This is a genomic window from Rhizobium sp. AAP116 (assembly GCF_001295785.1).
Taxonomy (GTDB): Bacteria; Pseudomonadota; Alphaproteobacteria; order Rhizobiales; family Rhizobiaceae; genus Allorhizobium.
Genome location: NZ_LJIB01000004.1, coordinates 115,705 through 137,284, shown reverse-complemented (window position 1 = coordinate 137,284; position 21,580 = coordinate 115,705). Strand labels below are relative to the sequence as shown.

The following is a 21,580-nucleotide window of genomic DNA, read 5'->3' as shown; positions in this document are numbered from 1 at the left end:
GAGGCGGTTCAATCCTCAAACCGTGGCGCTTTTTCGTCAAGCTCGGCATTCACGCGGGTCACAATCGCGGCAGCTTGTGCAGGGTCGGCGAAGACGGCCTTGCCGAGCGCCACGAATTCGACGCCGCTTTCGGCAACGACGACCGCGGAAGCTGGATCCGAGCCCCCCATGACGATGGCCGGGATCTCGATCATCGACGACCACCACTCACCGAGCGCGACATTCTTCGAATGCGCCTCCGGCTTGATGTCCCCGTCGATCTTGCCGAAGAAGATGTAGTCGGGCTGAACCTCACCCATTTCCAGCGCGTGGTGCCGGTCCATCGCATTGCCACCACCGACGATCAGCTTCGGCGCATGCTTCTCGACGGCCTCTGCCAGTGCTTCGGCATTGCCGGTGACATGCAATCCATCGGCCTTCACCCGACCGGCGACGCGGCTGTTGTCGACGACGAGCGCAGCGGCACCCGCCTCCTGGATGACCGGAACGAGCATTTCGGCATGCTTCTGGAACACGGTGTCGTCGAGCCCGTACTGCGGGATGACGACCGATGCGACGTCGCCGCCGCGCAGCGCATTGCGGAGCACCTCGGCGCGTTCGGCGGGATCCGCCATATCGGGAACGATGAGGACCAGGCGGCAGCGATTTTCGATCATGCGCGGTGTTTCCGTGTGCGGGACAGGTCCGTTTCTCAGGATTTCGTCCTCGTTTTCTCTAGACAAATCCGATAGACCGCTCTTCCGAAAGGATCAACCGCGCAATGCTGACAGACCCGAACTTCTATGCCGTCGCCATTCCCGCTGTTGCTCTTGTCGGCCTGTCGAAAGGTGGTCTCGGTGGCGCTTTCGCGCTGATCGGCGTGCCCCTCCTCGCCTTTGCCGTACCGCCGATGCAGGCCGCCGCGATCTTCCTACCGATCCTTCTCGTCATGGATGCCGTCGCACTCTGGGCCTGGCGCCATCATAACAACAAGGCAACGCTCGTGGCCATGCTGCCGGGCGCCGTCATCGGCATTGGGCTCGGCTGGGCAACCTCCACCTATGTCTCGGCCGATGCGATGCGCCTGGTTCTGGGCGGCATTTCGATCGTCTTTTCGCTCAAATATTTTCTGGAAAGCTGGGCGGCCTACAAAGGCCAGGAAACGGTACCTGTCGGACAACGCCCGATCGCCGGCAGCTTCTGGGGCTCCCTGTCAGGTTATGCGAGCTTCGTTGCCCATGCCGGCGGCCCGCCCTTCCAGATCTATGTCCTGCCGCTGAAGCTCGATCCGCTGACCTATACCGGAACCTCGACGCGCTTCTTCGCCATCCTCAATGCGATCAAGGTCATCCCCTATTTTGCGCTCGGAGAGCTGGATGCGACCAATCTCAGCCTGTCGGCGGCCCTGTTGCCCATCGCGCTGGTGTCGACGCTCGCAGGCGCACGCCTCGTGCATTACCTGAAACCGGCGATTTTCTATCCCTTGATGTACGGCATGGTCCTGATCGCCGGCAGCAAGCTGACCTGGGACGGCACCCGGGGGCTTTTCGGCATCTGACGGGCGATTTCGTGTTCGGCCGCAGCTTGCTGCAGCGCACATCGGCGCTTGCCGCGGAAGGGCCTTTGACATAACCTTTCCGGCATGACGAACGCAGACCCGTTCATGGCGATCGCAGACCCGAACCGGCGGCATATCCTCGAGGATCTGCGTCGGGGGGAAAAGACCGTGAACGAACTGGCCGCGCAGTTGCCGATCAGCCGCCCTGCGGTCTCGCAACATCTGAAAGCATTGCTCGACAGCGGCCTTGTCGATGTCCGCTCCGAAGGCACGCGGCGGATCTATGTGATCAATCGACCCGGCTTCGACCGCATGAACATGTGGCTCGACCAGTTCTGGTCCTGAAACCCAGAAAACACTCGTCAAGGCAAAACAAAAGCCCCGAAGTCATGTGAACTCCGGGGCTGAAGGTAGTGTCTTGGCTGCTTCATGAATACATCGGGATCGGTCTTTGGGTCCGCCAGATCCCGGCGCAGCCGGAAGGGTGGGATCAGTGGCGTGTGGAGGCCCTCAGGCGTTCCATTTCATCCTTGAGACGCAGTTTCAGGCGCTTCAGTTCGGCAATGTGCCGGTCATCGATGGAGGGGGATGCAAGCGCGTCATGGAGTTTTTCCTCGAGGGCTCCATGCTTCTTCTGCAGCGATTCAAGATGAGCCTGTATGGTCATTTGATGCGTCCTTCCTTATCGCCTACCTCCAGCCCTCATCCGCTGGAGTTTCAGGCTTTGCGAAGATAATGTGACACGAGAAATGCGGTTTGTCGAAGGCGAATTGGCCAAAAACGACCTCGAAAATCAGAGACAAGGATAACTTCCCGTTACCGGTATTTGGTGATAGGAGCTTGCGCGAATCTTCCGGGCATCCTTAAAGGATGGGCCACACGGCGATAATGGGGAACAAGCATGGCCGATCAGGAACAGGCCGACGTCAGGCTCTCGTTGGCACGGCTTCGCCAGGAACATGAAGACTATGATGCGGCGATCAACGCGATGATCACGACTGGCTGTGATGCCCTGCGGATCCAGCGGATGAAAAAGAAGAAATTGTCCATCAAGGACAAGATCACCGCGCTGGAAGACCAGATCATCCCCGACATCATCGCCTGAAGGCATAAGGATACGAGATGACAGCTGAGTGCCCGCCCGTCGCCATCATCATGGGAAGCCAGTCCGACTGGGAAACCATGAAGAATGCCGCAGACACGCTCGACGCACTCGGCGTCTCCTATGAAGCCCGCATCGTTTCGGCACACCGCACGCCCGACCGCATGGTGGCCTTTGCCAAGGGCGCCCGCGACGAGGGCTTCAAGGTGATTGTCGCCGGCGCCGGTGGCGCTGCCCACCTGCCGGGCATGGTCGCCTCGATGACCAACCTGCCCGTCTTCGGCGTGCCCGTTCAGTCAAAAACGATGTCCGGCCTCGACAGCCTCTATTCCATCGTCCAGATGCCCGCCGGCATTCCCGTCGGCACGCTTGCCATTGGCCGCGCTGGCGCCGTCAACGCAGCCCTGCTCGCCGCCCGCGTGCTGGCCATCTTCGAGGAAGACCTCGCCGACCGCCTCGACGAATGGGTCGAACGCCAAACGGCATCGGTCGCCGAATATCCCGTGGACGAGGCCCCATGACCATCCGCACCATCGGCATCATCGGTGGCGGCCAGCTTGGCCGCATGCTGGCCATGTCCGCCGCCCGACTGAATTTCCGCACAGTGATTCTCGAGCCGCAGGCCGACAGCCCCGCTGAGCAGGTGGCCAACCAGCAGATCACGGCAGCCTATGACGATCCGGCAGCACTCGCCGAACTCGCCCGCCTCTGCGACGTCGTTACCTACGAATTTGAAAACGTGCCCGTTTCGGCCGCCGAAACGCTGGCTGCCAGCGTGCCCGTCTATCCGCCGCCAAAGGCTCTCGAGGCTGCCCAGGATCGCGTGACGGAAAAACGTTTCCTCAACGCATCCGGCATCGAGACCGCCCGTTTCCACGCAGTGGACAGCCAGGCCGACCTCGAAGCAGCCCTCGCCGATTTCGGCGGTGAAGGCGTGTTGAAGACCCGCCGCCTCGGATACGACGGCAAGGGACAGAAGGTCTATCGCAAGGGTGACAGCTCAGACGGTGGTTATGAGGCACTCGGCTCGGTCCCGCTGATTCTCGAAAGCTTCGTGCCCTTCGTCCGCGAGATCTCGATCATAGCCGCCCGCGGCACTGATGGCGAAGTCCGCTGCTACGACCCGACCGAGAACGTTCACCGCAACGGCATCCTGCACACCTCGACGCAGCCCGCGGCCATTACCCCACAAACAGCAACCGCCGCCCGCGAGGCCGCGACCAAGCTGCTGGACGCCCTGGGCTATATCGGCGTCGTCGGCATGGAGTTCTTCGTGCTCGAAGATGGCAGCCTGATCGCCAACGAGATCGCCCCGCGCGTGCACAATTCCGGCCACTGGACGGAGGCTGCCTGCATCGTCTCACAGTTCGAGCAGCACATCCGCGCGGTTGCCTCTCTGCCGCTCGGTGACACCGTTCGCCACTCCGATTGCGTTATGACGAATCTGATCGGCGACGACATCGATTCTGTCCCCGCCTGGCTCGCAAAGCCGAACGTGCTCGTCCATCTCTACGGCAAGACGGAAGCTCGCCCCGGTCGCAAGATGGGCCATGTCACCGAAATCCTGCCGTTTCGCGACTGATTTTCCCGGTTTTTTAGCCTGATGTGTCCCGCATTTTCCGCCGGGCATGTTGACATCAAGGCCTCCCTCGGGCTAATTGCCGCCAACTCTTCAGGGGCGCGCCCAGCGGCGCGCTTTTGATTGTTTGAACACAGTGGGTGAATGACACATTCCCCGACAATCGTTGTGGACCAGAAAAATGAAGATCAAGAACTCGCTGAAAGCGCTTAAGGCCCGTCATCGCGACAACCGTCTGGTTCGCCGCAAGGGCCGCATCTACATCATCAACAAGCAGAACCCGCGCTTCAAGGCTCGCCAGGGCTGATGCCCCGGGATCTTAGGATCCCATGAGCCGGACGGACTGCCCGCTGCATCTGCGGCGTGTTGATATCGGAAATTTGAGTTTGAAAGACGGCGCTGAGGGACTACCTTCCCTTCATGCGCCGTTTTTCTTTGCGACTCGCCCTCACCCTCCCGCTTCTGCCCGCCCTGCTCTTCGCGGGGACCGTCGCCGCACAGGCGCCGGAAGAGCAAGGTGGCACGCAGGCGACTGAGATACCTGTCGAACAGATCCCACTGAGGCCGCCAGCCAAGCCGAAGACTGTCGATGATCTGCTCGCCGAACTGAAACGAGAGCGCAATCCGCAGGCGGCCCGCCAGATCGCCAATTCCACGATGGCGACCTGGAGCGACTCGTCTAGCCCGACGGTCAACCTCCTGATGCAGTGGTCTGCCAAGGCCGCCGCCGAGAAGCGCAACGCGGCCGCCCTCGACTTCATTGACCAGGCGATCATCCTGAAACCGGATTTCGTCGGCGCGTGGAATCAGCGCGCCACGCTGCATTTCACCATGGGCAACTACAAGAAATCCGTCTCCGACATCGAAAAGGTGCTGGAACTGGAGCCCCGCCACTTCGGCGCCATTGCCGGTCTTGCAGGCATCCTCACCGAACGCGGCAGCAAGGATGCCGCACTCAAGGCCTGGGAACGCTACCTCGAAGTCTTCCCCGCCGACCGCGAGGCTCAGGAGATCGTCGCCAAGCTGTCAGAGGAACTGGCTGGCCAGCGGACTTAAGGTAGCATCGACCTCCCTTGACGAACGGCACTGCAGCACGATCTTGTTGCCATATCGTCCAGCTCGGAAGCTTCGCTCTTGCTCCTCCCCCGTATCGGTTTCGTCTTGCTCGTCATCGTCCTCATCCTCATCGCCGTGCTGGCGGCGCTCGCCATCGCCACGCAACTTCGTGCCCGCGCCATTGAGGCGAAGACGCCGAATATCGGTGAGCTCACCGATGTCGGCGGTTTTCGTTTGAACGCCCTGCATATCACCGCAGACGCCGATGCCGACCTGCCGCCGATCGTGTTCATCCATGGCGCCTCCGGCAACCTCAGGGATCAAGCGGGCGCCTTCCTGGAGCCCTTGCGCGGTCGCGCCGAGCTTTTATTCGTCGATCGCCCGGGACACGGTTATTCGGAGCGCGGCGGGCCGGAGAACGACACGCCGGACGGACAGGCCAACGCCATCGCGCGACTGATGGAGAAAAAGGGCATCGAGCGGGCGATCATCGTCGGCCACTCCTTCGGCGGCGCGATCACCGCAAGTTTCGGCGTTCTGCATCCCGACAAGGTCGAAGGCCTCGTCTTCCTGGCCGCCGCCACGCATCCCTGGCCGGGCGGCGTCGATTGGTATTACCACCTCGCCTCTGCGCCCGTGATCGGACCGATCTTCTGCCACACGCTGGCTTTGCATGCGGGCATGATGCGTATCGAGCCGGCGACGGATCATGTCTTCGCACCCAATCCACGCCCTGACACCTATCTCGAAGATACCGGCCCGGCCCTCGTCTTGCGCCCCTCAACCTTCCGATCCAACGCAAAGGATGTCGCCGGCCTCCATGCCTATGTGAGCACCTTCGCCCCGCGCTACCGCGAGATCGCCAAGCCGACGGTAGTGATCACCGGCGACGCTGACGAAATCGTACTGGAGGAGATCCATTCGAAGGGCCTCGCTCGCGACATCTCGGGCTCTGAACTGGTCTGGATCGAAGGCCTCGGCCATAAGCCGGATTACATCGTGACCGATATCGCGATCGCTGCCCTGGAGAAGATCGCAGGCGAAACACGCGATCTGCAAGCCATGGCGCGCGCAGCAGAGCCGAGGCTCGCCGCGACACGCGTGGTACCGACGGGAGCCGCCCCTTCCCTTCAGGCTGGCCAGTAGCCGCCATGAAAAAAGCCGCCCGAAGGCGGCTTTTCCAGATCAAGGATGCGGTCGAGCTCAGACGCCCGACTGACCGTCCGAACCGATATAGGCGATGCGCAGCATGTTGGTCGAACCAGGTGTGCCAAGCGGCACGCCGGCCGACATGATGATGCGGTCACCCGGCTTGCCGAAACCTTCTTCCACGACGATGCGGCAGGCGCGGTTGACCATGTCGTCGAGATCCGTCGGCTCGGAAGAGACAACGCAGTGCAGGCCCCAGACGACCGACAGGCGACGCGCGGTCTGGATGACCGGCGAAAGCGCGATGATTGGCACTTCGGGACGCTCGCGCGAGGCGCGCAGTCCGGTATTGCCCGATGAGGTGTAGCAGACGATCGCCTGCAGACGCAGCGTCTCGGCGATCTGGCGGGCAGCCAGCGAGATGGCATCGGCGCCGGTCGCTTCCGGCTGGGCGCGCTGGGCATAGATGATGCCCGGATAGTGAGGCTCGCGCTCGACCGTGTGGGCGATGGACGCCATGGTGGCGACGGCCTCGACCGGATACTGGCCGGAAGCCGACTCGGCCGAAAGCATGATGGCGTCGGCGCCTTCGAAGACGGCGGTCGCGACGTCAGAGACTTCAGCGCGGGTCGGAACCGGTGCCGTGATCATCGATTCCAGCATCTGGGTGGCGACGACAACCGGCTTGCCTTCGCGACGGCAGGCGCGGATCAGCTGCTTCTGGATGCCGGGTACGCGCTCGAGCGGCATTTCAACGCCAAGGTCACCACGGGCGACCATCAGAGCGTCGGAGAGCGCAATGATCTCGTCGATACGCTCGATGGCCTGCGGCTTTTCGATCTTCGACATCAGGCCAACACGCCCCTTGGCGATCTTGCGGACTTCCGCCAGATCTTCCGGGCGCTGAATGAAGGAAAGTGCCACCCAGTCGACATCATTGGTGGCGAGTACGGCATCCAGGTCGGCGCGGTCCTTGTCGGTGAGAACACCGGTCGCGAGAATGGTGTCGGGCAGGCTCACACCCTTGCGGTCAGAGATCTTCGTGCCCGAAACGACTTCCGTGACGATCGTCTTGCCGTCGCATTTGACAGCCTTCAGATGCAGCTTGCCGTCATCGATGAGCAGACGGTCACCAACTTTGACCGATTCGAGAATTTCCGGATGCGGCAGGTAGACGCGGCTTGCATCACCGGGCGCTTCGTTGCTGTCCAGCGTGAAGGTCTGGCCGGGCTTCAGCTCGACGGTCGTTTCGGCAAACTTGCCCACCCGCAGTTTCGGACCCTGCAGGTCGGCGAGGATACCGATCGGGCGACCACAGGCAGCCTCGACGCTACGAATGCGCTGAATGAGCGTCCGCAGCATCTCATGGCTCGAATGGCTCATGTTGATGCGGAAAAGATCGGCCCCTGCTTCGTGCAGCTTCCGGATCATCGCTTCATCGGAAGAGGCGGGACCAAGCGTGGCGAGGATCTTTACTTTGCGGTTTCGCTTCATCAGTTCTGGCTTTCCTGGGTGCCCGACGTATCGGACAGCTGGACCATCCAGCTCCCCTGCCTGCCGGTGTCGTATTCCTTGAATCCCATCTGCTGATAGCCGCGTGCGAAGCAGTCCTTCACACCAACGATCTTGAACTCGTTTTCGGCGACACACATGTTGATGTCACCAGTCCAGCGACCACCGCGAGCGGCATCCTCAGCGTAGAGATAATAATAGCGCGACTGGAGCTCGCCCTCGATGAGCGTGGCACAGGTGCCGGCAGGGACCTGCCACCAACCTTCCGTGATCCAGCCCTCTTCAGCCCGGTAGCCGACCGCGACCCCGACCAGGTTCTGCGTGCCGTTGCAGACACGAAACTCGGCATGGGCGGCAGAGGCTGCCAGCATGGGCGAAAACAGCGCACCCGCGATCAGGAGGGGCTTCAGAAAACGTGCCGCAGCACGGTCGAAAGTCTGTCTGATCGGTTGATGCACGATTGCCGCCGGAACTCCAAAAATGCGCATGGGATGCCTTCTTGCGATGCTGACCAGAGAATGTCAACGCAACTCTAATCGATTATATTTTCTGCCTTTGGCCAAGCTCAGAACCTATATGTTCGATCTTGGCACAAACGTGACAGCCATGAAAGCTTGCGCTCCCCCATTCCCCATGCGATCAAGCACTTGTACCAGACGATGGCTTCAAACTGATGAATGTTTCCCCCGCTTTTGAGATTCTGGATGGCCGTTTTGACGCCGGCCTGGTGCTTCTCGCCGACCACGCGACGAATATCGTGCCCGAGCCCTACGAAAAGCTTGGCCTGCCCGACAGCGCCTTCGGCCGTCACATTGCCTATGACATCGGGATCGAGCCGCTGACCCGGCAGCTGGCCGCCCGTCTTGGCGTCCCCGCCGTCATGTCGCGCTTCTCCCGCCTGCTGATCGATCCGAATCGCGGCGAGGATGATCCGACCATCATCATGCGTATCTCCGACGGCGCCATTGTGCCTGGCAATCATCCGATCACCGCAGACGAATGGCAGCACCGCATTGAGACCTATCATCGGCCCTACCACCGTGCGGTCTCCGATGTGATCGCCAAGGTCGCGGACGCCTCGGGCAAGGCGCCGCTCGTTCTCTCCCTGCACTCCTATACACCCGCCTGGAAGGGCGTGCCCCGCCCCTGGCACGCCGCCGTCCTCTGGGACACCGACGCCCGCGCCGTCCGTCCACTGATCGAGGGTCTGCAGGCATCGGGTGACATCCTCGTCGGCGACAACGAGCCCTATGACGGCGCCTTGAAGGGCGACACCATGTATCGTCATTGCATGATCACGGGCATTCCGCATGCGCTTCTCGAAGTGCGTCAGGATCTGATCGCCGACGAGGCCGGCGTCACCGCCTGGGCGGATCGCCTCGCGCCGATCTTCGAACGCCTCAATGCCGACCCGAAGCTGCACGAATATGAAATCCACGCCTCGCGCACCGGCCCCTACCCCGCTCAACCCATCGCGCCCTGAAGGAGGACAGCATGACGCTCCCGACCAAGGACCAGCAGACCGAACTCGAAGCGGCCGCCTTTCGCCGGCTCGTTTCCCATCTGCGCAATCGGCCTGACATCCAGAACATCGACCTGATGAACCTCGCCGGCTTCTGCAGAAACTGTCTGTCGAACTGGTATCTCGACGCCGCCAAGGAAAGCGGTATCGACCTCACCAAGGACGAAAGCCGCGAGATCGTTTACGGCATGCCCTATGACGCGTGGAAGTCGCTCAATCAGCGCGAGGCAAGCGCCGATCAGCAGCAAGCCTTCGAAGAGAACCGCCCGAAGGAATGACGCGTCCCATAAGCTTTGGGACTTGACGCGGACGCTGCTTCGCGGCACGTGGACGCCACGAAAACCATCCCGAGAATGCCATCCCCGCAATGAAGGAGATTGCCCATGTCTGATGCCGCTCACGGCGTCGCCCGCGACCAGCTCCGTGCCTTTGTCGAACGCATCGAGCGCCTGGAAGAAGAAAAGAAGACCATCGCCGACGACATCAAGGATGTCTACGGCGAAGCCAAGTCCATGGGCTTCGACACGAAGATCCTCAAGAAGGTCATCGCGCTTCGCAAGAAGGACGACCAGGAGCGCATGGAAGAGGATCTGATCCTCGACACCTACCTGCACGCGCTCGGCATGATCGAGAGCCCGCCGGAAGGCTGAGGCACCCTCGCTGCGACCAACAAAAAACCCGCCGATCCGGCGGGTTTCTTTTTGTCTGCGCTGCGGAAAAAGCCTGAGATCAGGGAGCGCCAAAGCGGCTCGGATCGACCGTGGTCGCATCGAGGCGGAACCCATCCGGAACGGCAGTCGCAGGAGCCACGAGCGAACGGGACACGACGCGCGGGGCCTTCACCGGCTTGGCGACGGATTCAAACTTGCCCTGGTTCAGCGCCCACTGCTCGATCATGTTTTTGGTCAGCTGGGTGCCGCCATACATGGCCATATGCGCGCGCTCCGCATCTTCCTGTCCCGGACGACCGCCCTTCTTCGGCAGCGCCGCATCGGCATCCGCCACGGGTTCGGACGGCGCATCGAACATGTCGCCAAATTGCGTGGTCGACTCCACCACGGTTTCCGGCTGCGGCGGGATTGCGGCCACCTCGACAGGCTTTGCAGCCGGTGCCGGTGCGGCACGAAGTTCAGCCTGGGCAGGCGGGCTCGCCGGGATCGGTGCGGCCATTTCCGGCATGGTGCTATCTTCAAGGGCGGCAGCGGCCTCAGGCGACAGGATCGCCTGCTCGACTTCGTCGACTTCCGCTTCGGCTTCCGCCTGGGCGGAGGCGAGCAGTGCTTCGGCGACCTGGGGACGGGCTGCCGGAACCGGCACGGCCATTCCCTCGGCCAGAAGCATGGCTTCCGAGCTCGGATCGATCGATGCCGTCATCACCCCTTCCTCGGGACCAGCACCAGGACGCGTATTCAAAAGCGTCGGTACAGGCACGTTCACCGAGGCGAGATCAGGAAATTCATCAGACGGCGCGCTGGCCGGCGTGGGCACGCCACTTGCGACCTGCTGCAGCGCGTCCTCGGCGGCATTGCGCGGCGGCTGATAGAGCGCAACGGCAAGACTGTTGTCAGCCGGGCGAAGCGAAGGGCGGGCCTGCGGGACAGGCGCATCGGCCGCATCGACGCCCGGGAGCGCATTGGCGACCATGACCGGGTCTTGTGCCGCGCCGACCGGCTGCTGGCGCGGCGCAGCGGGTACCGGCTGCGGCTGGGCCGTTGCCGGGCGAGCGGCAGGTTCCGGCACATCCTCGACCTCATCCTCATCACCACCGCCAAACAGCATGGCGAGGAAGTTGCGCGGACGCGCGGATGACTTTTCCTCGGCGATCATCACTGTGTTGCCGGATGCGACACGGCGCTTGTATTCGGCGAGCGCCTGCTGGTAGCCGGGCAGCGGCTTGCCGTCGGAAGGAATGTGGACGGTCTTGCCGTCGGGGAAGAGACGGACGAGATCCTGGCGGTTCATGCGCGGCCAGGCACGCACACCGGCCACGTCCATGTGGACGAAAGGCGAGCCGGAATTCGGATAATAGCCAACACCACCGGCCTGCATCTTCACGCCGATTTCGCGCAGCGTCTTCAGCGGCACACCGGGAATGTAGAAGTCCATCGCGGTGCCGCGCATGTGCTGGCTTTCCTTCGCGACACCCTTGGAGCGCGAACGCAGCATGTTGTTTGTAGCAGGCGAACGATAGGCCGAGACGACCTTGATGTAACCCTTGGCACGCGACTGGCGATAAACTTCCCAGACGAGATCGAAGAGGCGCGGGTCCATCTTCGTCGGCTCGTTGCGGCGCCAGTCACGGAGAATATAATTGAGCTGTTTCAGCCCCTTGGGGTCATAGCGTCCGTTGCGCTTGAAGGTAATCGAAGCGCGTTCGCCGGTATGCACAAACTCGATGTTGAGGGTGCGGCTCTCGGCGCGCGCTGTGGCGGCATTGCCAAGCAAGAAGCAGAAACTCATCAGAACTGCGGCAAACAGCGGAGACAACAGCCGGTTTACCGACTGTGCAGACGCAAGCCGGATTTTGCGCTCGTTTCGTCTAGAGAGCGCGCTGATGTCCTGCGATGCCTGCAATGCAATCCCCGTCCGAAAGACTACGTCCCACGCCAACCGAATTGAACGTCAAATGCGGTCATACCATGGCAAATTTGCCACATCCGCACAAGCTATCCCTTTATGGTGAACGCTTGCCTAACAAATGCTTAGCCCTTGGGTAAGCGATTAAGCTTACCCCAGAGTTAACATCGAACGGTTGAGGTAAATCAAGCGGCATCCTTCTGCGGATCGTCGGGATCGATTCCGTAATCCTTGAGCTTGCGGTAGAGCGTGGACCGGCCGATGCCGAGCTTCCGGGCGACCTGACTCATCTGACCGCGATAGAACTTCAGCGCGAAGCGGATCAGTTCCTCCTCGATCTCCGCCAGCTTGCGCACATTGCCGGCCTCGTCGGTGCTGACGATGACATTGCCGGAGGCCGATCCCTGAAAACCTGTGGATGGAGCCGACTGGCCGCCAACTAGGCCCGCAGCACGCTCGGCAAGAGCGGCCTGAACCTTGGCGATCGGGCTCGGCTCATAAACGACGGCCTGCGCCTCGCTACCGACAGTCGCGCTTCGATGACTGGTGACCTGCGCTGCGATCTGCGGAAAGTCACTTTCCTTGAGACTGGAGCCCTCGGCCAGAACAACGGCGCGGAAGATCGCGTTCTCAAGCTGGCGCGTATTGCCGGGCCAGTCGAAGGAGGTCAGCAAGGCGAGTGCGGAAGATTCGACCGGCAGGGTCCGCGGCAGGCGCTGCTCGAGCGAAAAGCGCTCGACGAAGGCCCTGATGAGATGCGGAATGTCCTCCTTGCGGCGGCGGAGTGCGGCAATGGTGATCGGAAAGACGTTGACCCGGTAGTAGAGATCCTCGCGGAAACGCCCGGCCTTCACTTCCTCGATCAGATCCTTGTTGGTCGCCAGAACCAGCCGCACATTGGCCTTCAAAGGCTTGACATGTCCGCTGCGATGAACTTCGCCGGACTGCACGATCTCAAGCAAGCGCATCTGGCCAACGGGCGGCAACTCGCTGATTTCTTCGATGAAAAGCGTGCCACCTTCAGCCTCGGCAACCTTGCCCATCTGGGCTTCGCTGCCGAACAGCACATCTTCGATCTGTCCAGGCGTGATGGCATTGCAGTTGACCGAAACAAACGGACGGGACGACCGATCGCTGGCGGCATGGATGGCGCGCGCCACGAGTTCCTTGCCGACGCCGGCTTCCCCTTCGAGCATCACGGGGATCATCGACTGCGCTGCCCGACGACCGAGTTCCACGACGCGCGACATGGCCGCACTCGCGGCAACGACGTCAGAGAAGCTGACCGAACCGCTCCGAGCCCGGCGCGGCGCGCGGCCCTGCAGGCTGGTACGATGGATCTTCAGTGCCGACTCGATGGCGCCGATCAGCCGTTCCTGGGCGATCGGCTTGACGAGGAAGTCAAAGGCGCCCGCACGCACGGCGTTGAGCGCGGTTTCGGTCGCGCCTTCCGTGGTACAGACGATGACCGGTACGCTCGGATTGATCTCGGCGAGCATGGGAATGACGCTGGGGTTTGGGCCGTCTGCGGATGTTACGTCGAGCACCACAACACCGATTTGCTCGGATTGGCGGCGGAAGAGTTCGAGGCCCGCAGGCGCGGTGTCGGCGACATGAACGGCATGGCCGTGCGCTTCTATCGCAGCCTTCATGCTGCGGCGCTCGGCGGCATCTTCATCGATGAGTAGAATTTGTGCGGTCAACTTGCGCTCCCCGAGGCTGTTTCGGCGCGTTCGCGCTCCTGGGTTATCGCGAGGGAGACTGGCAGAAAGGCCTGAAGATGTTCTTGGGAGAAAACCTAGCATTTTAACGGTCCTTAACCGTTTCTGGCACAATCCACAGAGGCGCTGCGGCAATCGGCTCGCTCAGGTCGCACCACTCCGACACACCCGGCTGCTTGCCCATCGGCGGGCGACTGACTACATCTCCGCAAAGAACGAGAGAAAGGACGTCACCATGATGATCGACCGCCGCCCCGCCTTAAGCCCCGTCACCCAGGCCTCCGCGAGCAGGGATCAATATCTCGGCGACCTTCCCGTCTGGAAACTCGACGACCTCTATCCCGGCCAGACCTCGCCGGAATTTCTCGGCGCCGTGGAAAAGGCCGGCGCCGATGCGCTTGCCTTTGAGATGAAGTGGAAGGGCAAACTCGCAGCGTCTCTCGAAACCGTTGGTGACGGCTCTCTGGCCGAAACGCTGCGCGAGATGGAGGCACTGGAAGACCTGCTCGGCCGGATCGCCTCCTATGCAGGCCTCACCTATTATTCCGACATGACCAATCCGGCGAACGGCAAGTTCTTCGGTGATATCCAGGCCAAGCTGACGGACATGTCGTCGCGCCTGCTCTTCTTCCCGCTGGAGCTCAACCGCCTGCCCGACGACGCCGTCGACGCCGCCATGGACCGGGATCCCGCTCTAGCCCACTTCCGCCCCTGGATCGTCGACCTGCGCAAGGACAAGCCCTTCCAGCTCGATGACCGGATCGAGCAGCTCTTCCTTGAGAAGTCGCAGACGGGTGCCGCCGCCTTCAACCGCCTGTTCGACGAGACGCTGGCTTCGCTGCGCTTCAAGGTGGGCGAAGACGAGATGCCGCTGGAGCCGACGCTGACGCTTCTGCAGGATGCCGACCCGGCCAAGCGCAAGCTCGCCGCCGAAGCCCTGTCGAAGACCTTCAAGGACAATATCCGCATCTTCACCCTGGTGACCAACACGCTCGCCAAGGACAAGGACATCTCCGACCGCTGGCGCGGTTTCGACGACATCGCTGACAGCCGCCATCTCGCCAACCGCGTGGAACGCGAAGTGGTCGATGCGCTCGCTGAAGCCGTGCGCGAAGCCTATCCGCGCCTTTCGCATCGCTATTACAAGATGAAGGCAAAGTGGCTCGGCATGGACCAGATGAACTTCTGGGACCGTAATGCGCCGCTTGCCGAAACACCGGACCGCCTGATCTCCTGGGACGAGGCCAAGGACATGGTGCTCTCGGCCTATGGCGGCTTTGCGCCCGAAATGGCTGACATCGCCGGGCGCTTTTTCGACGGCGGCTGGATCGATGCCCCCGCCCGCCCCGGCAAGGCTCCGGGTGCATTTGCCCATCCGACGGTGCCTTCGGCTCACCCCTATGTTCTCGTCAACTACCTCGGCAAGCCGCGCGATGTCATGACGCTTGCCCATGAGCTTGGCCACGGCGTGCATCAGGTTCTGGCCGGCGGTCAGGGTGCCCTGATGTGCCAGACCCCGCTGACATTGGCTGAAACCGCGTCCGTTTTCGGCGAGATGTTGACCTTCCGCGCCCTCCTCGACAAGACGACGGACAAGCGCGAGAGGAAGGCCATGCTCGCCCAGAAGGTCGAGGACATGATCAATACGGTCGTGCGCCAGATCGCCTTCTACCAGTTCGAGCGGAAGATCCATACCGCCCGCAAGGAAGGTGAGCTGACGGCCGAGAAAATCGGCGAATTGTGGCTCTCCGTTCAGCAGGAAAGCCTTGGGCCGGCGATCAAGATCTCCGAAGGCTATGAGAACTGGTGGGCCTATATCCCCCACTTCATCCACTCGCCCTTCTACGTTTATGCCTATGCCTTCGGCGACTGCCTGGTGAACTCGCTCTATGCCGTCTACCAGAACGCCGACCAGGGCTTCCAGGACAAGTATTTCGAGCTTCTGAAGGCCGGCGGCACCAAGCATCACTCCGAGCTTCTCGCCCCCTTCGGCCTCGACGCCACCGATCCGTCGTTCTGGGCCAAGGGACTGTCGATGATCGAGGGGCTGATCGACGAGCTGGAAGCGCTAGATAAGGCGGCCTGAACAGCGGAGCTGCCGACATCCCATGCGTGACCACGCGCCCTATGCGCTCTTCCGCGACGACCGCGCGGGGACCAGCCTCGTCTTTGCCGAACCGGAGACGCTCGTCGTCGCCCGGACGGCGGACGAGGTCGAACCGGCGCTTGCCCGACTGGAGGCAGCCCGGAAGGCCGGCAAGTGGCTGGCTGGGTACATATCCTATGAGGCGGGCTTCGTATTCGAACCGAAGCTGAGGCCGCTCGTTGAGGACGGGCGCGAAACACCGTTGATCGCGATGGGTGTCTTCGACGCCCCAGCACCGGCCGAACACCCGCTGGCTGAGGCACCCTCGAACATCCCGAATGCGCCTCTCCTGACTGATCCCCGGGCCGGCTGGGATTTCCAAGCCTACAGCGCCCGCTTCGATCGCCTGCATCATCACTTGCGCAAGGGTGACTGCTATCAGGCAAACCTGACCATGCCGGTGGAAGCCCGCTGGGAGGGGGATCCCCGTGCCGCCTTCTGGTCGCTCGTCGGTCGCCAGCCCGTGCATTATGGCGCGCTGATCGACTACGGCACCGGCCCTGTCATACTGTCCCGCTCGCCCGAACTCTTCTTCTCGGTCGACGAGGATGGCTGGATCGAAACCCGCCCGATGAAGGGCACGGCACCGCGCGGCGCAAGCCCCGAGGAGGACGAGGCAATCATCGAAGCGATGCTCGCCGACGAAAAGACCCAGGCCGAGAACCGGATGATCGTTGACCTTCTGCGCAACGACGTCTCCGTCATCACAGAGGTCGGCACCCTCTCGGTCCCCAAACTCTTCGCGATCGAGACCTATCCGACGGTCCACCAGATGGTGAGCTATGTGCGCGCCAAGCTCATGCCCGAAATCGGCCTGCCCGAGATCATGGCCGCCCTCTTCCCCTGCGGCTCGGTGACCGGCGCGCCGAAAATGTGGGCGATGCGCATCCTGCATGAACTCGAAGCCGGTCCGCGTGACGTCTATTGCGGCGCGATCGGTTGGTGCGACCCGGCAGGCCCCATGCGATTTTCAGTGGCAATCCGCACCATCTCCCTTTTCAACGGCGGACGCGCCGTCTTCAATGTCGGCGGCGGCATCGTCTTCGATTCGAAGGCCGAGGCAGAATACGAGGAATGCCTGCTGAAGGCGCGTTTTGCCCTGGGAGACCAATGGATTTCTCGCTGATCGAGACGATGCGGTGGCAGCCGGACGCAGGCTTTCTGCGGCTCGACCAGCATCTGCGTCGTCTGTCCCGGTCTGCCGATGCATTGGGTTTTCGGCAGCCGCAGGACGCGAAGGGCAAGCTGGAGAAGGCAGTCTCCGGCGATACATCACTGCGTGTGCGCCTCGTCATGACCTATCGCGGCAAGATGGAGGTGACGGCGACACCCTTCGAGCCGATCCCGGAGGAAACGGTCTGGCGCCTGAAGGTCGCCAAGACCCGTCTGCAGTCCGAAGACAGCCTCTTCCGCCACAAGACATCCCGCCGCGAGCCTTACGAGGCCGCGCGCGCCGAGTTTTCCAGGGACGAGGCCGACGAAGTGATCTTGCTCAACGAGCGTGGCGAGGTCTGCGAAGGCACGATCACCAACATTTTCGCCGAAGCCGCCGACGGCATGCTGCTCACCCCGCCGCTTGCCAGCGGCCTCCTGCCCGGCGTGTTGCGGGCCGAACTCATCCGGGAGCGCAAGGCGCGTGGCGAGGTGCTGAAACTCAACGACCTTCACCAGCGCAAGCTTTTCGTCGGCAATTCCCTGCGCGGCCTGATCCGCGCAGAGCTCATTGATTAGGGCCACACATGTTCATTCTCTCCCTCACCTATGTAAAGCCCACCGAAGAGGCCGATCGGTTCATGGCCCCGCATATGGATTGGGTGAACGCCGGCTATGACAACGGCCTGTTTCTGGCGTCGGGCCGCAAGAACCCGCGCACCGGCGGCGTGATTTTGGCCAGAGGAGACCAGGCCGAGATCGAGGCTTATGTCGCGGCCGATCCCTTCACGGTCGAGGGTGTGGCGATGTATGAAGTGACGGAGGTTGTGGTCACCCGGACGGCGGCGGGGCTAGAGGGATTGAAGGGCTAGGTTAATCCCTTGAAGAAAAGAAGTGATGCGCATATATTTGCGCATGGAGACAGGTAATGGAGAAGGACTCGCGCAAGATCATCCAGCGCCTGAAGGCCGAGGGATATGAACTTGTTTCGGTGTCTGGCTCCCATCACAAGCTTCGGAAATGTGGCAAGACGATCATCGTGCCCCATCCGAAGAAGGATCTCCCGCTTGGCACCGCCCGGGCGATTGCGAAACAGGCGGGCTGGATCTGAAGAGCAAGAGAAATCGGCATATGCGATACTACGTGGCTTTGGTCCATAAGGACCTGGAGAGTGCCTACGGCATCAGCTTCCCCGATTTGCCAACCGTATTCTCGGCAGCGGATCGCGATGAAGACCTTGTCATCAACGCAATCGAAGCCTTGAGGCTTTGGGCAGAGGATGAAGAGCTTCCGGTCCCCTCCTCTCATCAGGATATCGTCGAGCGTTCCGATGTTCGTGACGAATTGGCTGCCGGCGCATTCCTCATCCGCGTGCCCCTCATCGAAGACGATACACGGACTGTCCGGGCGAACATCACGATGGAAGCAGGAACGCTGGCCGCAATCGACCAGGCAGCCAAGCAGCGAGGCCTCACCCGGTCGGCCTTCCTGGCAAGCTGCGCTCGCAAAGAGATCGAGCGCTCGGCGTGATCAAGGCGCGACCGAAACTCACCCACACACCATACGCCGGCCCGACGCGCCCCTTCACCATCGGCCTGTCCGCCCTCGACCCGACCCGCTGGATCGAACCGGATGCCGAGCGCGATTGGTACCTGAACGAAAAGCGCGCGCTGGCAGCGGCACGGCTCGATGAGGTTTTCCGGGCGACCGAAGACAGTCTCCCCGCCCAGGAGGAATGTCTGGCAGCCCTCGTCGCCCATCTCAAGGCCCATCATCCACAACACATGCATGCGCCCTCCCTGACCGACGAAACCCTCTCCCCGCTGCTCCGCGCCGGAATGCTCGTACAGGACGACCTGGTCATCATGATGAAGCGCGACGCCGGCTGGTCCATCGCCGCTGCTCATCTCTCCTTCCCATCCTCCTGGTCGCTTGCGGAAAAGTTCGATCGACCGATGGAGGAGGTCCACGAGCATGTGCCGGGGTTCCAAGGCGGCACGCGCAACGCGGCCATGATCAACCGCATCTTCGACAATCTGGCGCCCGGCCTGCCCGCCGAGCGTTTCAACTGGTCGATCAACTGGAAGGAAAAGCTCTTTCACCCGGAAACCGGCCGCAACGACGACGCCCAACCGCATGAGGCCGTGGTACGCGTCGAGCGCCAAACGCTGACGAAACTGCCTGTGACAGGCGCTATCGTCTTCACGATCCGCATCTATATGGATCCGGTCACAGCGTTCAGGAATCATCCTGACGGCAGAAGGCTCGGCGCCGCCCTGGCCGAGCAGCTGGAGGGCCTCGCCGGCGATCAGCTCCGATACAAGGGCCTCGACACCCAGCGTGACCGGCTCGTCGCCCACCTGCGGCAAGATACAGCACTCGAAAATCAGCGGTGAGGCCCCTCACCCCCATGCCCCTACCCTTTATTGTGTCAGATTTTTGTGATCTAGAACCGCCAGTATCGCTCCGGCCGCACAAGACAGGCCGGAAACATGGCCCAGGCACAACGACCGGGCCTCCAAGGAGACGGAAATGAGCGAAATGACCTACCCGGTTTATGGCGAGATCACCGGCCCGATCGTGATGATTGGTTTCGGCTCGATCGGCCGCGGCACCCTGCCGCTGATCGAACGCCACTTCAAGTTCGACAAGAGCCGGATGGTCGTCATCGATCCCCGCAATGACGAAGCCGACCTGCTTGCCAAGCATGGCATCAAGCACATCCAGGCGCATGTCACCAAGGACAACTACAAGAAGCTCCTGAAGCCGCTTCTGACCGAAGGCGAAGGCCAGGGCTTCTGCGTCAACCTGTCGGTCGACACCGGCTCGCTCGATCTGATGAAGCTCTGCCGCAAGCTCGACGTGCTCTACATCGATACGGTCGTCGAGCCCTGGCTCGGCTTCTACTTCGACAAGAACATGAAGAATTCCGAGCGCACCAATTACGCGCTGCGCGAAACCGTGCGCCAGGAAAAGGCGAAGAACCCGGGCGGCACGACGGCCGTGTCCACCTGCGGCGCAAACCCGGGCATGGTGTCCTGGTTCGTAAAGCAGGGCCTCGTCAACCTCGCCCATGAAATCGGCCTGAAATTCGAAGAGCCCGACCAGAACGATCGTGACGGCTGGGCCAAGTTGATGAAGAAGGTCGGCGTCAAGGGCGTGCACATCGCCGAACGCGACACCCAGCGCACCAAGAACCCGAAGCCGCTCAACGTCTTCTGGAACACCTGGTCGGCCGAAGGCTTCATCTCGGAAGGTCTGCAGCCCTCCGAACTCGGCTGGGGCACCCATGAAAACTGGATGCCGAAGAACGCCAAGAAGCACAAGAAGGGCTGCAAGGCCGCGATTTACCTGGAGCAGCCCGGCGCCAACACCCGTGTTCGCACCTGGTGCCCGACGCCGGGTCCGCAATACGGTTTCCTCGTAACCCACAACGAGTCGATCTCGATCGCCGACTACTTCACCGTCGAGAAGGATGGCGAAGTCGTCTATCGCCCGACCTGCCACTATGCCTACCACCCGGCCAACGACGCCGTGCTTTCGCTGCACGAGATGTTCGGCAATGGCGGCACGCAGCAGCCTGTTCTGCACGTGCTGAACGAAGACGAACTGGTTGACGGCGTCGACGAGCTCGGTGTGCTGCTCTACGGCCACGAAAAGAACGCCTACTGGTTCGGTTCGCGCCTGTCGCTCGAAGAAACCCGCCGCATCGCGCCCTATCAGAACGCAACCGGCCTGCAGGTGACCTCCGCCGTTCTCGCCGGCATGGTCTGGGCGATCGAGAACCCGAAGGCCGGCATCGTCGAAGCCGACGAGATGGACTACAAGCGCTGCCTGGAAGTGCAGTCGCCCTATCTCGGCCCGGTCGAAGGCCACTACACCGACTGGACGCCTCTTGATGGTCGCCCGGGCCTCTTCCCGGAAGACCTCGATGAAAAGGATCCGTGGCAGTTCCGGAACATCCTGGTCCGATAAACGGTTTCAGGCCAGAGCTTGGGGCCCGTCGCTCGCGGCGGGCCTTTCTCGTTGCAAGCAAGGACGGGATAACCCCGGCAATACAAGGCTTTCGCCTTGCTTTGGCCGAGGCTTCGCGGCATGTTCTCGATGACAACGCAAACGGTGGGCGGCCGGACCGAACCGCCGAGATGGTGGGAGACAAGAATGAAAATCAGATCCCTGGTGGCTGTAACGGCGATGAGCCTTGCCCTTTCGTCCTGCTATTCCAGCCCTCCCCGCCAGTTGCCGGCCGTTCAGCAGGGTCCGTCGATCGAAGGCGCCTGGGTTGATCCGAATGGTATCGCCTCGACCTTCCAGGGCGGCACCTTCACCACGCGGACGACCGATTCCAACCAGATCCTCGCATCCGGCACCTACACGCTGGTCAATGACCGCCTGGTCGAGATCAACATGACGTCTCTGGTTCGCAACACGCAGCAGAAGGTGAATTGCGCCCTCGTCACGCCGACACAGCTGAACTGCACCTCCGACAGCGGCGCCCAGTTCTCGCTCGCCCGACGCGGCTGAGCC

At 62.0% G+C, this 21,580-nt stretch carries 26 protein-coding genes; 20 read left to right on the top strand and 6 right to left on the bottom strand.

Translation table 11 applies throughout. The annotated features are described in order from the left end of the window. Positions 1–8 precede the first annotated feature (8 nt). Positions 9–656 carry a thiamine phosphate synthase gene (locus tag IP85_RS03365; RefSeq protein WP_054148250.1) on the bottom strand — a complete coding sequence of 216 codons (648 nt, stop codon included), beginning with the start codon at positions 654–656 and terminating at the stop codon, positions 9–11. 104 nt (positions 657–760) lie between these two features. On the opposite strand from IP85_RS03365, the gene IP85_RS03360 reads away from it, so the two are divergent. Further along, positions 761–1,537 carry a sulfite exporter TauE/SafE family protein gene (locus IP85_RS03360; RefSeq protein ID WP_054148249.1) on the top strand — a complete coding sequence of 259 codons (777 nt, stop codon included), beginning with the start codon at positions 761–763 and terminating at the stop codon, positions 1,535–1,537. An 84-nt stretch (positions 1,538–1,621) separates the two neighbouring features. Further along, entirely contained in the window at positions 1,622–1,882 is a 261-nt protein-coding gene (locus IP85_RS03355) for a metalloregulator ArsR/SmtB family transcription factor (protein ID WP_040300270.1), read from the top strand. A gap of 145 nt (positions 1,883–2,027) precedes the next feature. Here IP85_RS03355 and IP85_RS21845 read toward each other — a convergent pair whose 3' ends face one another. Next, positions 2,028–2,204 carry a DUF465 domain-containing protein gene (locus IP85_RS21845; RefSeq protein WP_069043460.1) on the bottom strand — a complete coding sequence of 59 codons (177 nt, stop codon included), beginning with the start codon at positions 2,202–2,204 and terminating at the stop codon, positions 2,028–2,030. Between the two features lie 234 nt (positions 2,205–2,438). Here IP85_RS21845 and IP85_RS03350 point away from each other — a divergent pair, with 234 nt between their 5' ends. From IP85_RS03350 to IP85_RS03325, 6 genes are all read left to right on the top strand, one after another. Further along, the gene (locus IP85_RS03350) at positions 2,439–2,642 is read left to right on the top strand and encodes a DUF465 domain-containing protein (protein WP_006726870.1); all 204 of its coding nucleotides are present in this window, start codon (positions 2,439–2,441) and stop codon (positions 2,640–2,642) included. A 17-nt stretch (positions 2,643–2,659) separates the two neighbouring features. Beyond that, positions 2,660–3,160 (top strand): 5-(carboxyamino)imidazole ribonucleotide mutase, encoded by a 501-nt coding sequence (gene purE, locus IP85_RS03345; RefSeq protein WP_054148248.1) that lies wholly within the window; start codon positions 2,660–2,662, stop codon positions 3,158–3,160. Next, on the top strand, positions 3,157–4,221 hold the full coding sequence (locus IP85_RS03340; protein ID WP_054148247.1) for a 5-(carboxyamino)imidazole ribonucleotide synthase: 1,065 nt from the start codon (positions 3,157–3,159) through the stop codon (positions 4,219–4,221). The genes purE and IP85_RS03340 overlap by 4 nt, the downstream gene beginning before the upstream one ends. 178 nt (positions 4,222–4,399) lie before the next feature. Next, positions 4,400–4,525 carry a type B 50S ribosomal protein L36 gene (gene ykgO / locus IP85_RS03335; protein WP_006726873.1) on the top strand — a complete coding sequence of 42 codons (126 nt, stop codon included), beginning with the start codon at positions 4,400–4,402 and terminating at the stop codon, positions 4,523–4,525. Positions 4,526–4,638: 113 nt separating this feature from the next. Next, positions 4,639–5,274, top strand: a complete 636-nt coding sequence (locus IP85_RS03330; protein ID WP_054148246.1) for a tetratricopeptide repeat protein — start codon at positions 4,639–4,641, stop codon at positions 5,272–5,274. A 78-nt stretch (positions 5,275–5,352) separates the two neighbouring features. After that, positions 5,353–6,420, top strand: coding sequence for an alpha/beta hydrolase (locus IP85_RS03325; protein ID WP_156322716.1), 1,068 nt, complete (start codon positions 5,353–5,355; stop codon positions 6,418–6,420). A gap of 57 nt (positions 6,421–6,477) precedes the next feature. Here the strand turns inward: IP85_RS03325 and pyk are convergent, their stop codons facing one another. Next, positions 6,478–7,917, bottom strand: a complete 1,440-nt coding sequence (pyk, locus tag IP85_RS03320; RefSeq protein ID WP_054148245.1) for a pyruvate kinase — start codon at positions 7,915–7,917, stop codon at positions 6,478–6,480. Next, positions 7,917–8,306, bottom strand: a complete 390-nt coding sequence (locus tag IP85_RS03315) for a DUF1036 domain-containing protein (RefSeq protein ID WP_085942941.1) — start codon at positions 8,304–8,306, stop codon at positions 7,917–7,919. Before IP85_RS03315 ends, pyk begins: the two co-directional genes overlap by 1 nt. 302 nt (positions 8,307–8,608) lie before the next feature. On the opposite strand from IP85_RS03315, the gene IP85_RS03310 reads away from it, so the two are divergent. From IP85_RS03310 to IP85_RS03300, 3 genes are all read left to right on the top strand, one after another. Next, positions 8,609–9,418 (top strand): N-formylglutamate amidohydrolase, encoded by an 810-nt coding sequence (locus IP85_RS03310; protein WP_054148243.1) that lies wholly within the window; start codon positions 8,609–8,611, stop codon positions 9,416–9,418. Between the two features lie 11 nt (positions 9,419–9,429). After that, positions 9,430–9,735, top strand: a complete 306-nt coding sequence (locus IP85_RS03305) for a DUF1244 domain-containing protein (protein WP_054148242.1) — start codon at positions 9,430–9,432, stop codon at positions 9,733–9,735. A 105-nt stretch (positions 9,736–9,840) separates the two neighbouring features. Beyond that, on the top strand, positions 9,841–10,107 hold the full coding sequence (locus tag IP85_RS03300; protein ID WP_054148241.1) for a DUF2312 domain-containing protein: 267 nt from the start codon (positions 9,841–9,843) through the stop codon (positions 10,105–10,107). A gap of 79 nt (positions 10,108–10,186) precedes the next feature. On the opposite strand, the gene IP85_RS03295 is transcribed toward IP85_RS03300, so the two are convergent. Then, complete coding sequence (locus IP85_RS03295) at positions 10,187–11,917, bottom strand: DUF882 domain-containing protein (RefSeq protein WP_236759287.1); 1,731 nt, start codon at positions 11,915–11,917, stop codon at positions 10,187–10,189. A gap of 302 nt (positions 11,918–12,219) precedes the next feature. Further along, positions 12,220–13,737: a sigma-54 dependent transcriptional regulator gene (locus IP85_RS03290; protein WP_054148239.1), complete on the bottom strand. Its 1,518-nt coding sequence runs from the start codon at positions 13,735–13,737 to the stop codon at positions 12,220–12,222. Between the two features lie 253 nt (positions 13,738–13,990). Between IP85_RS03290 and IP85_RS03285 the strand changes: the two genes are divergently transcribed. The 9 genes from IP85_RS03285 to omp10 all read left to right on the top strand — a co-directional run bounded on the left by IP85_RS03285 (position 13,991) and on the right by omp10 (position 21,577). After that, positions 13,991–15,841: a M3 family oligoendopeptidase gene (locus tag IP85_RS03285; RefSeq protein ID WP_054148238.1), complete on the top strand. Its 1,851-nt coding sequence runs from the start codon at positions 13,991–13,993 to the stop codon at positions 15,839–15,841. A gap of 22 nt (positions 15,842–15,863) precedes the next feature. Continuing rightward, the gene (locus IP85_RS03280) at positions 15,864–17,027 is read left to right on the top strand and encodes an aminodeoxychorismate synthase component I (RefSeq protein WP_054148237.1); all 1,164 of its coding nucleotides are present in this window, start codon (positions 15,864–15,866) and stop codon (positions 17,025–17,027) included. After that, positions 17,012–17,632 carry an aminotransferase class IV family protein gene (locus tag IP85_RS03275; RefSeq protein ID WP_082347568.1) on the top strand — a complete coding sequence of 207 codons (621 nt, stop codon included), beginning with the start codon at positions 17,012–17,014 and terminating at the stop codon, positions 17,630–17,632. The genes IP85_RS03280 and IP85_RS03275 overlap by 16 nt, the downstream gene beginning before the upstream one ends. A gap of 8 nt (positions 17,633–17,640) precedes the next feature. Continuing rightward, on the top strand, positions 17,641–17,925 hold the full coding sequence (locus IP85_RS03270; protein ID WP_054148235.1) for a YciI family protein: 285 nt from the start codon (positions 17,641–17,643) through the stop codon (positions 17,923–17,925). 56 nt (positions 17,926–17,981) lie between these two features. Beyond that, positions 17,982–18,164 carry a type II toxin-antitoxin system HicA family toxin gene (locus IP85_RS03265; RefSeq protein ID WP_054148234.1) on the top strand — a complete coding sequence of 61 codons (183 nt, stop codon included), beginning with the start codon at positions 17,982–17,984 and terminating at the stop codon, positions 18,162–18,164. 20 nt (positions 18,165–18,184) lie between these two features. Further along, complete coding sequence (locus IP85_RS03260) at positions 18,185–18,583, top strand: type II toxin-antitoxin system HicB family antitoxin (RefSeq protein ID WP_054148233.1); 399 nt, start codon at positions 18,185–18,187, stop codon at positions 18,581–18,583. Then, the gene (locus IP85_RS03255) at positions 18,580–19,449 is read left to right on the top strand and encodes a DUF3445 domain-containing protein (RefSeq protein ID WP_082347567.1); all 870 of its coding nucleotides are present in this window, start codon (positions 18,580–18,582) and stop codon (positions 19,447–19,449) included. Before IP85_RS03260 ends, IP85_RS03255 begins: the two co-directional genes overlap by 4 nt. 136 nt (positions 19,450–19,585) lie before the next feature. Further along, positions 19,586–21,028, top strand: a complete 1,443-nt coding sequence (locus tag IP85_RS03250; protein ID WP_054148232.1) for a homospermidine synthase — start codon at positions 19,586–19,588, stop codon at positions 21,026–21,028. Between the two features lie 186 nt (positions 21,029–21,214). Next, positions 21,215–21,577: an outer membrane lipoprotein Omp10 gene (omp10, locus tag IP85_RS03245; RefSeq protein ID WP_054148231.1), complete on the top strand. Its 363-nt coding sequence runs from the start codon at positions 21,215–21,217 to the stop codon at positions 21,575–21,577. The last annotated feature ends 3 nt before the right edge of the window (positions 21,578–21,580 follow it).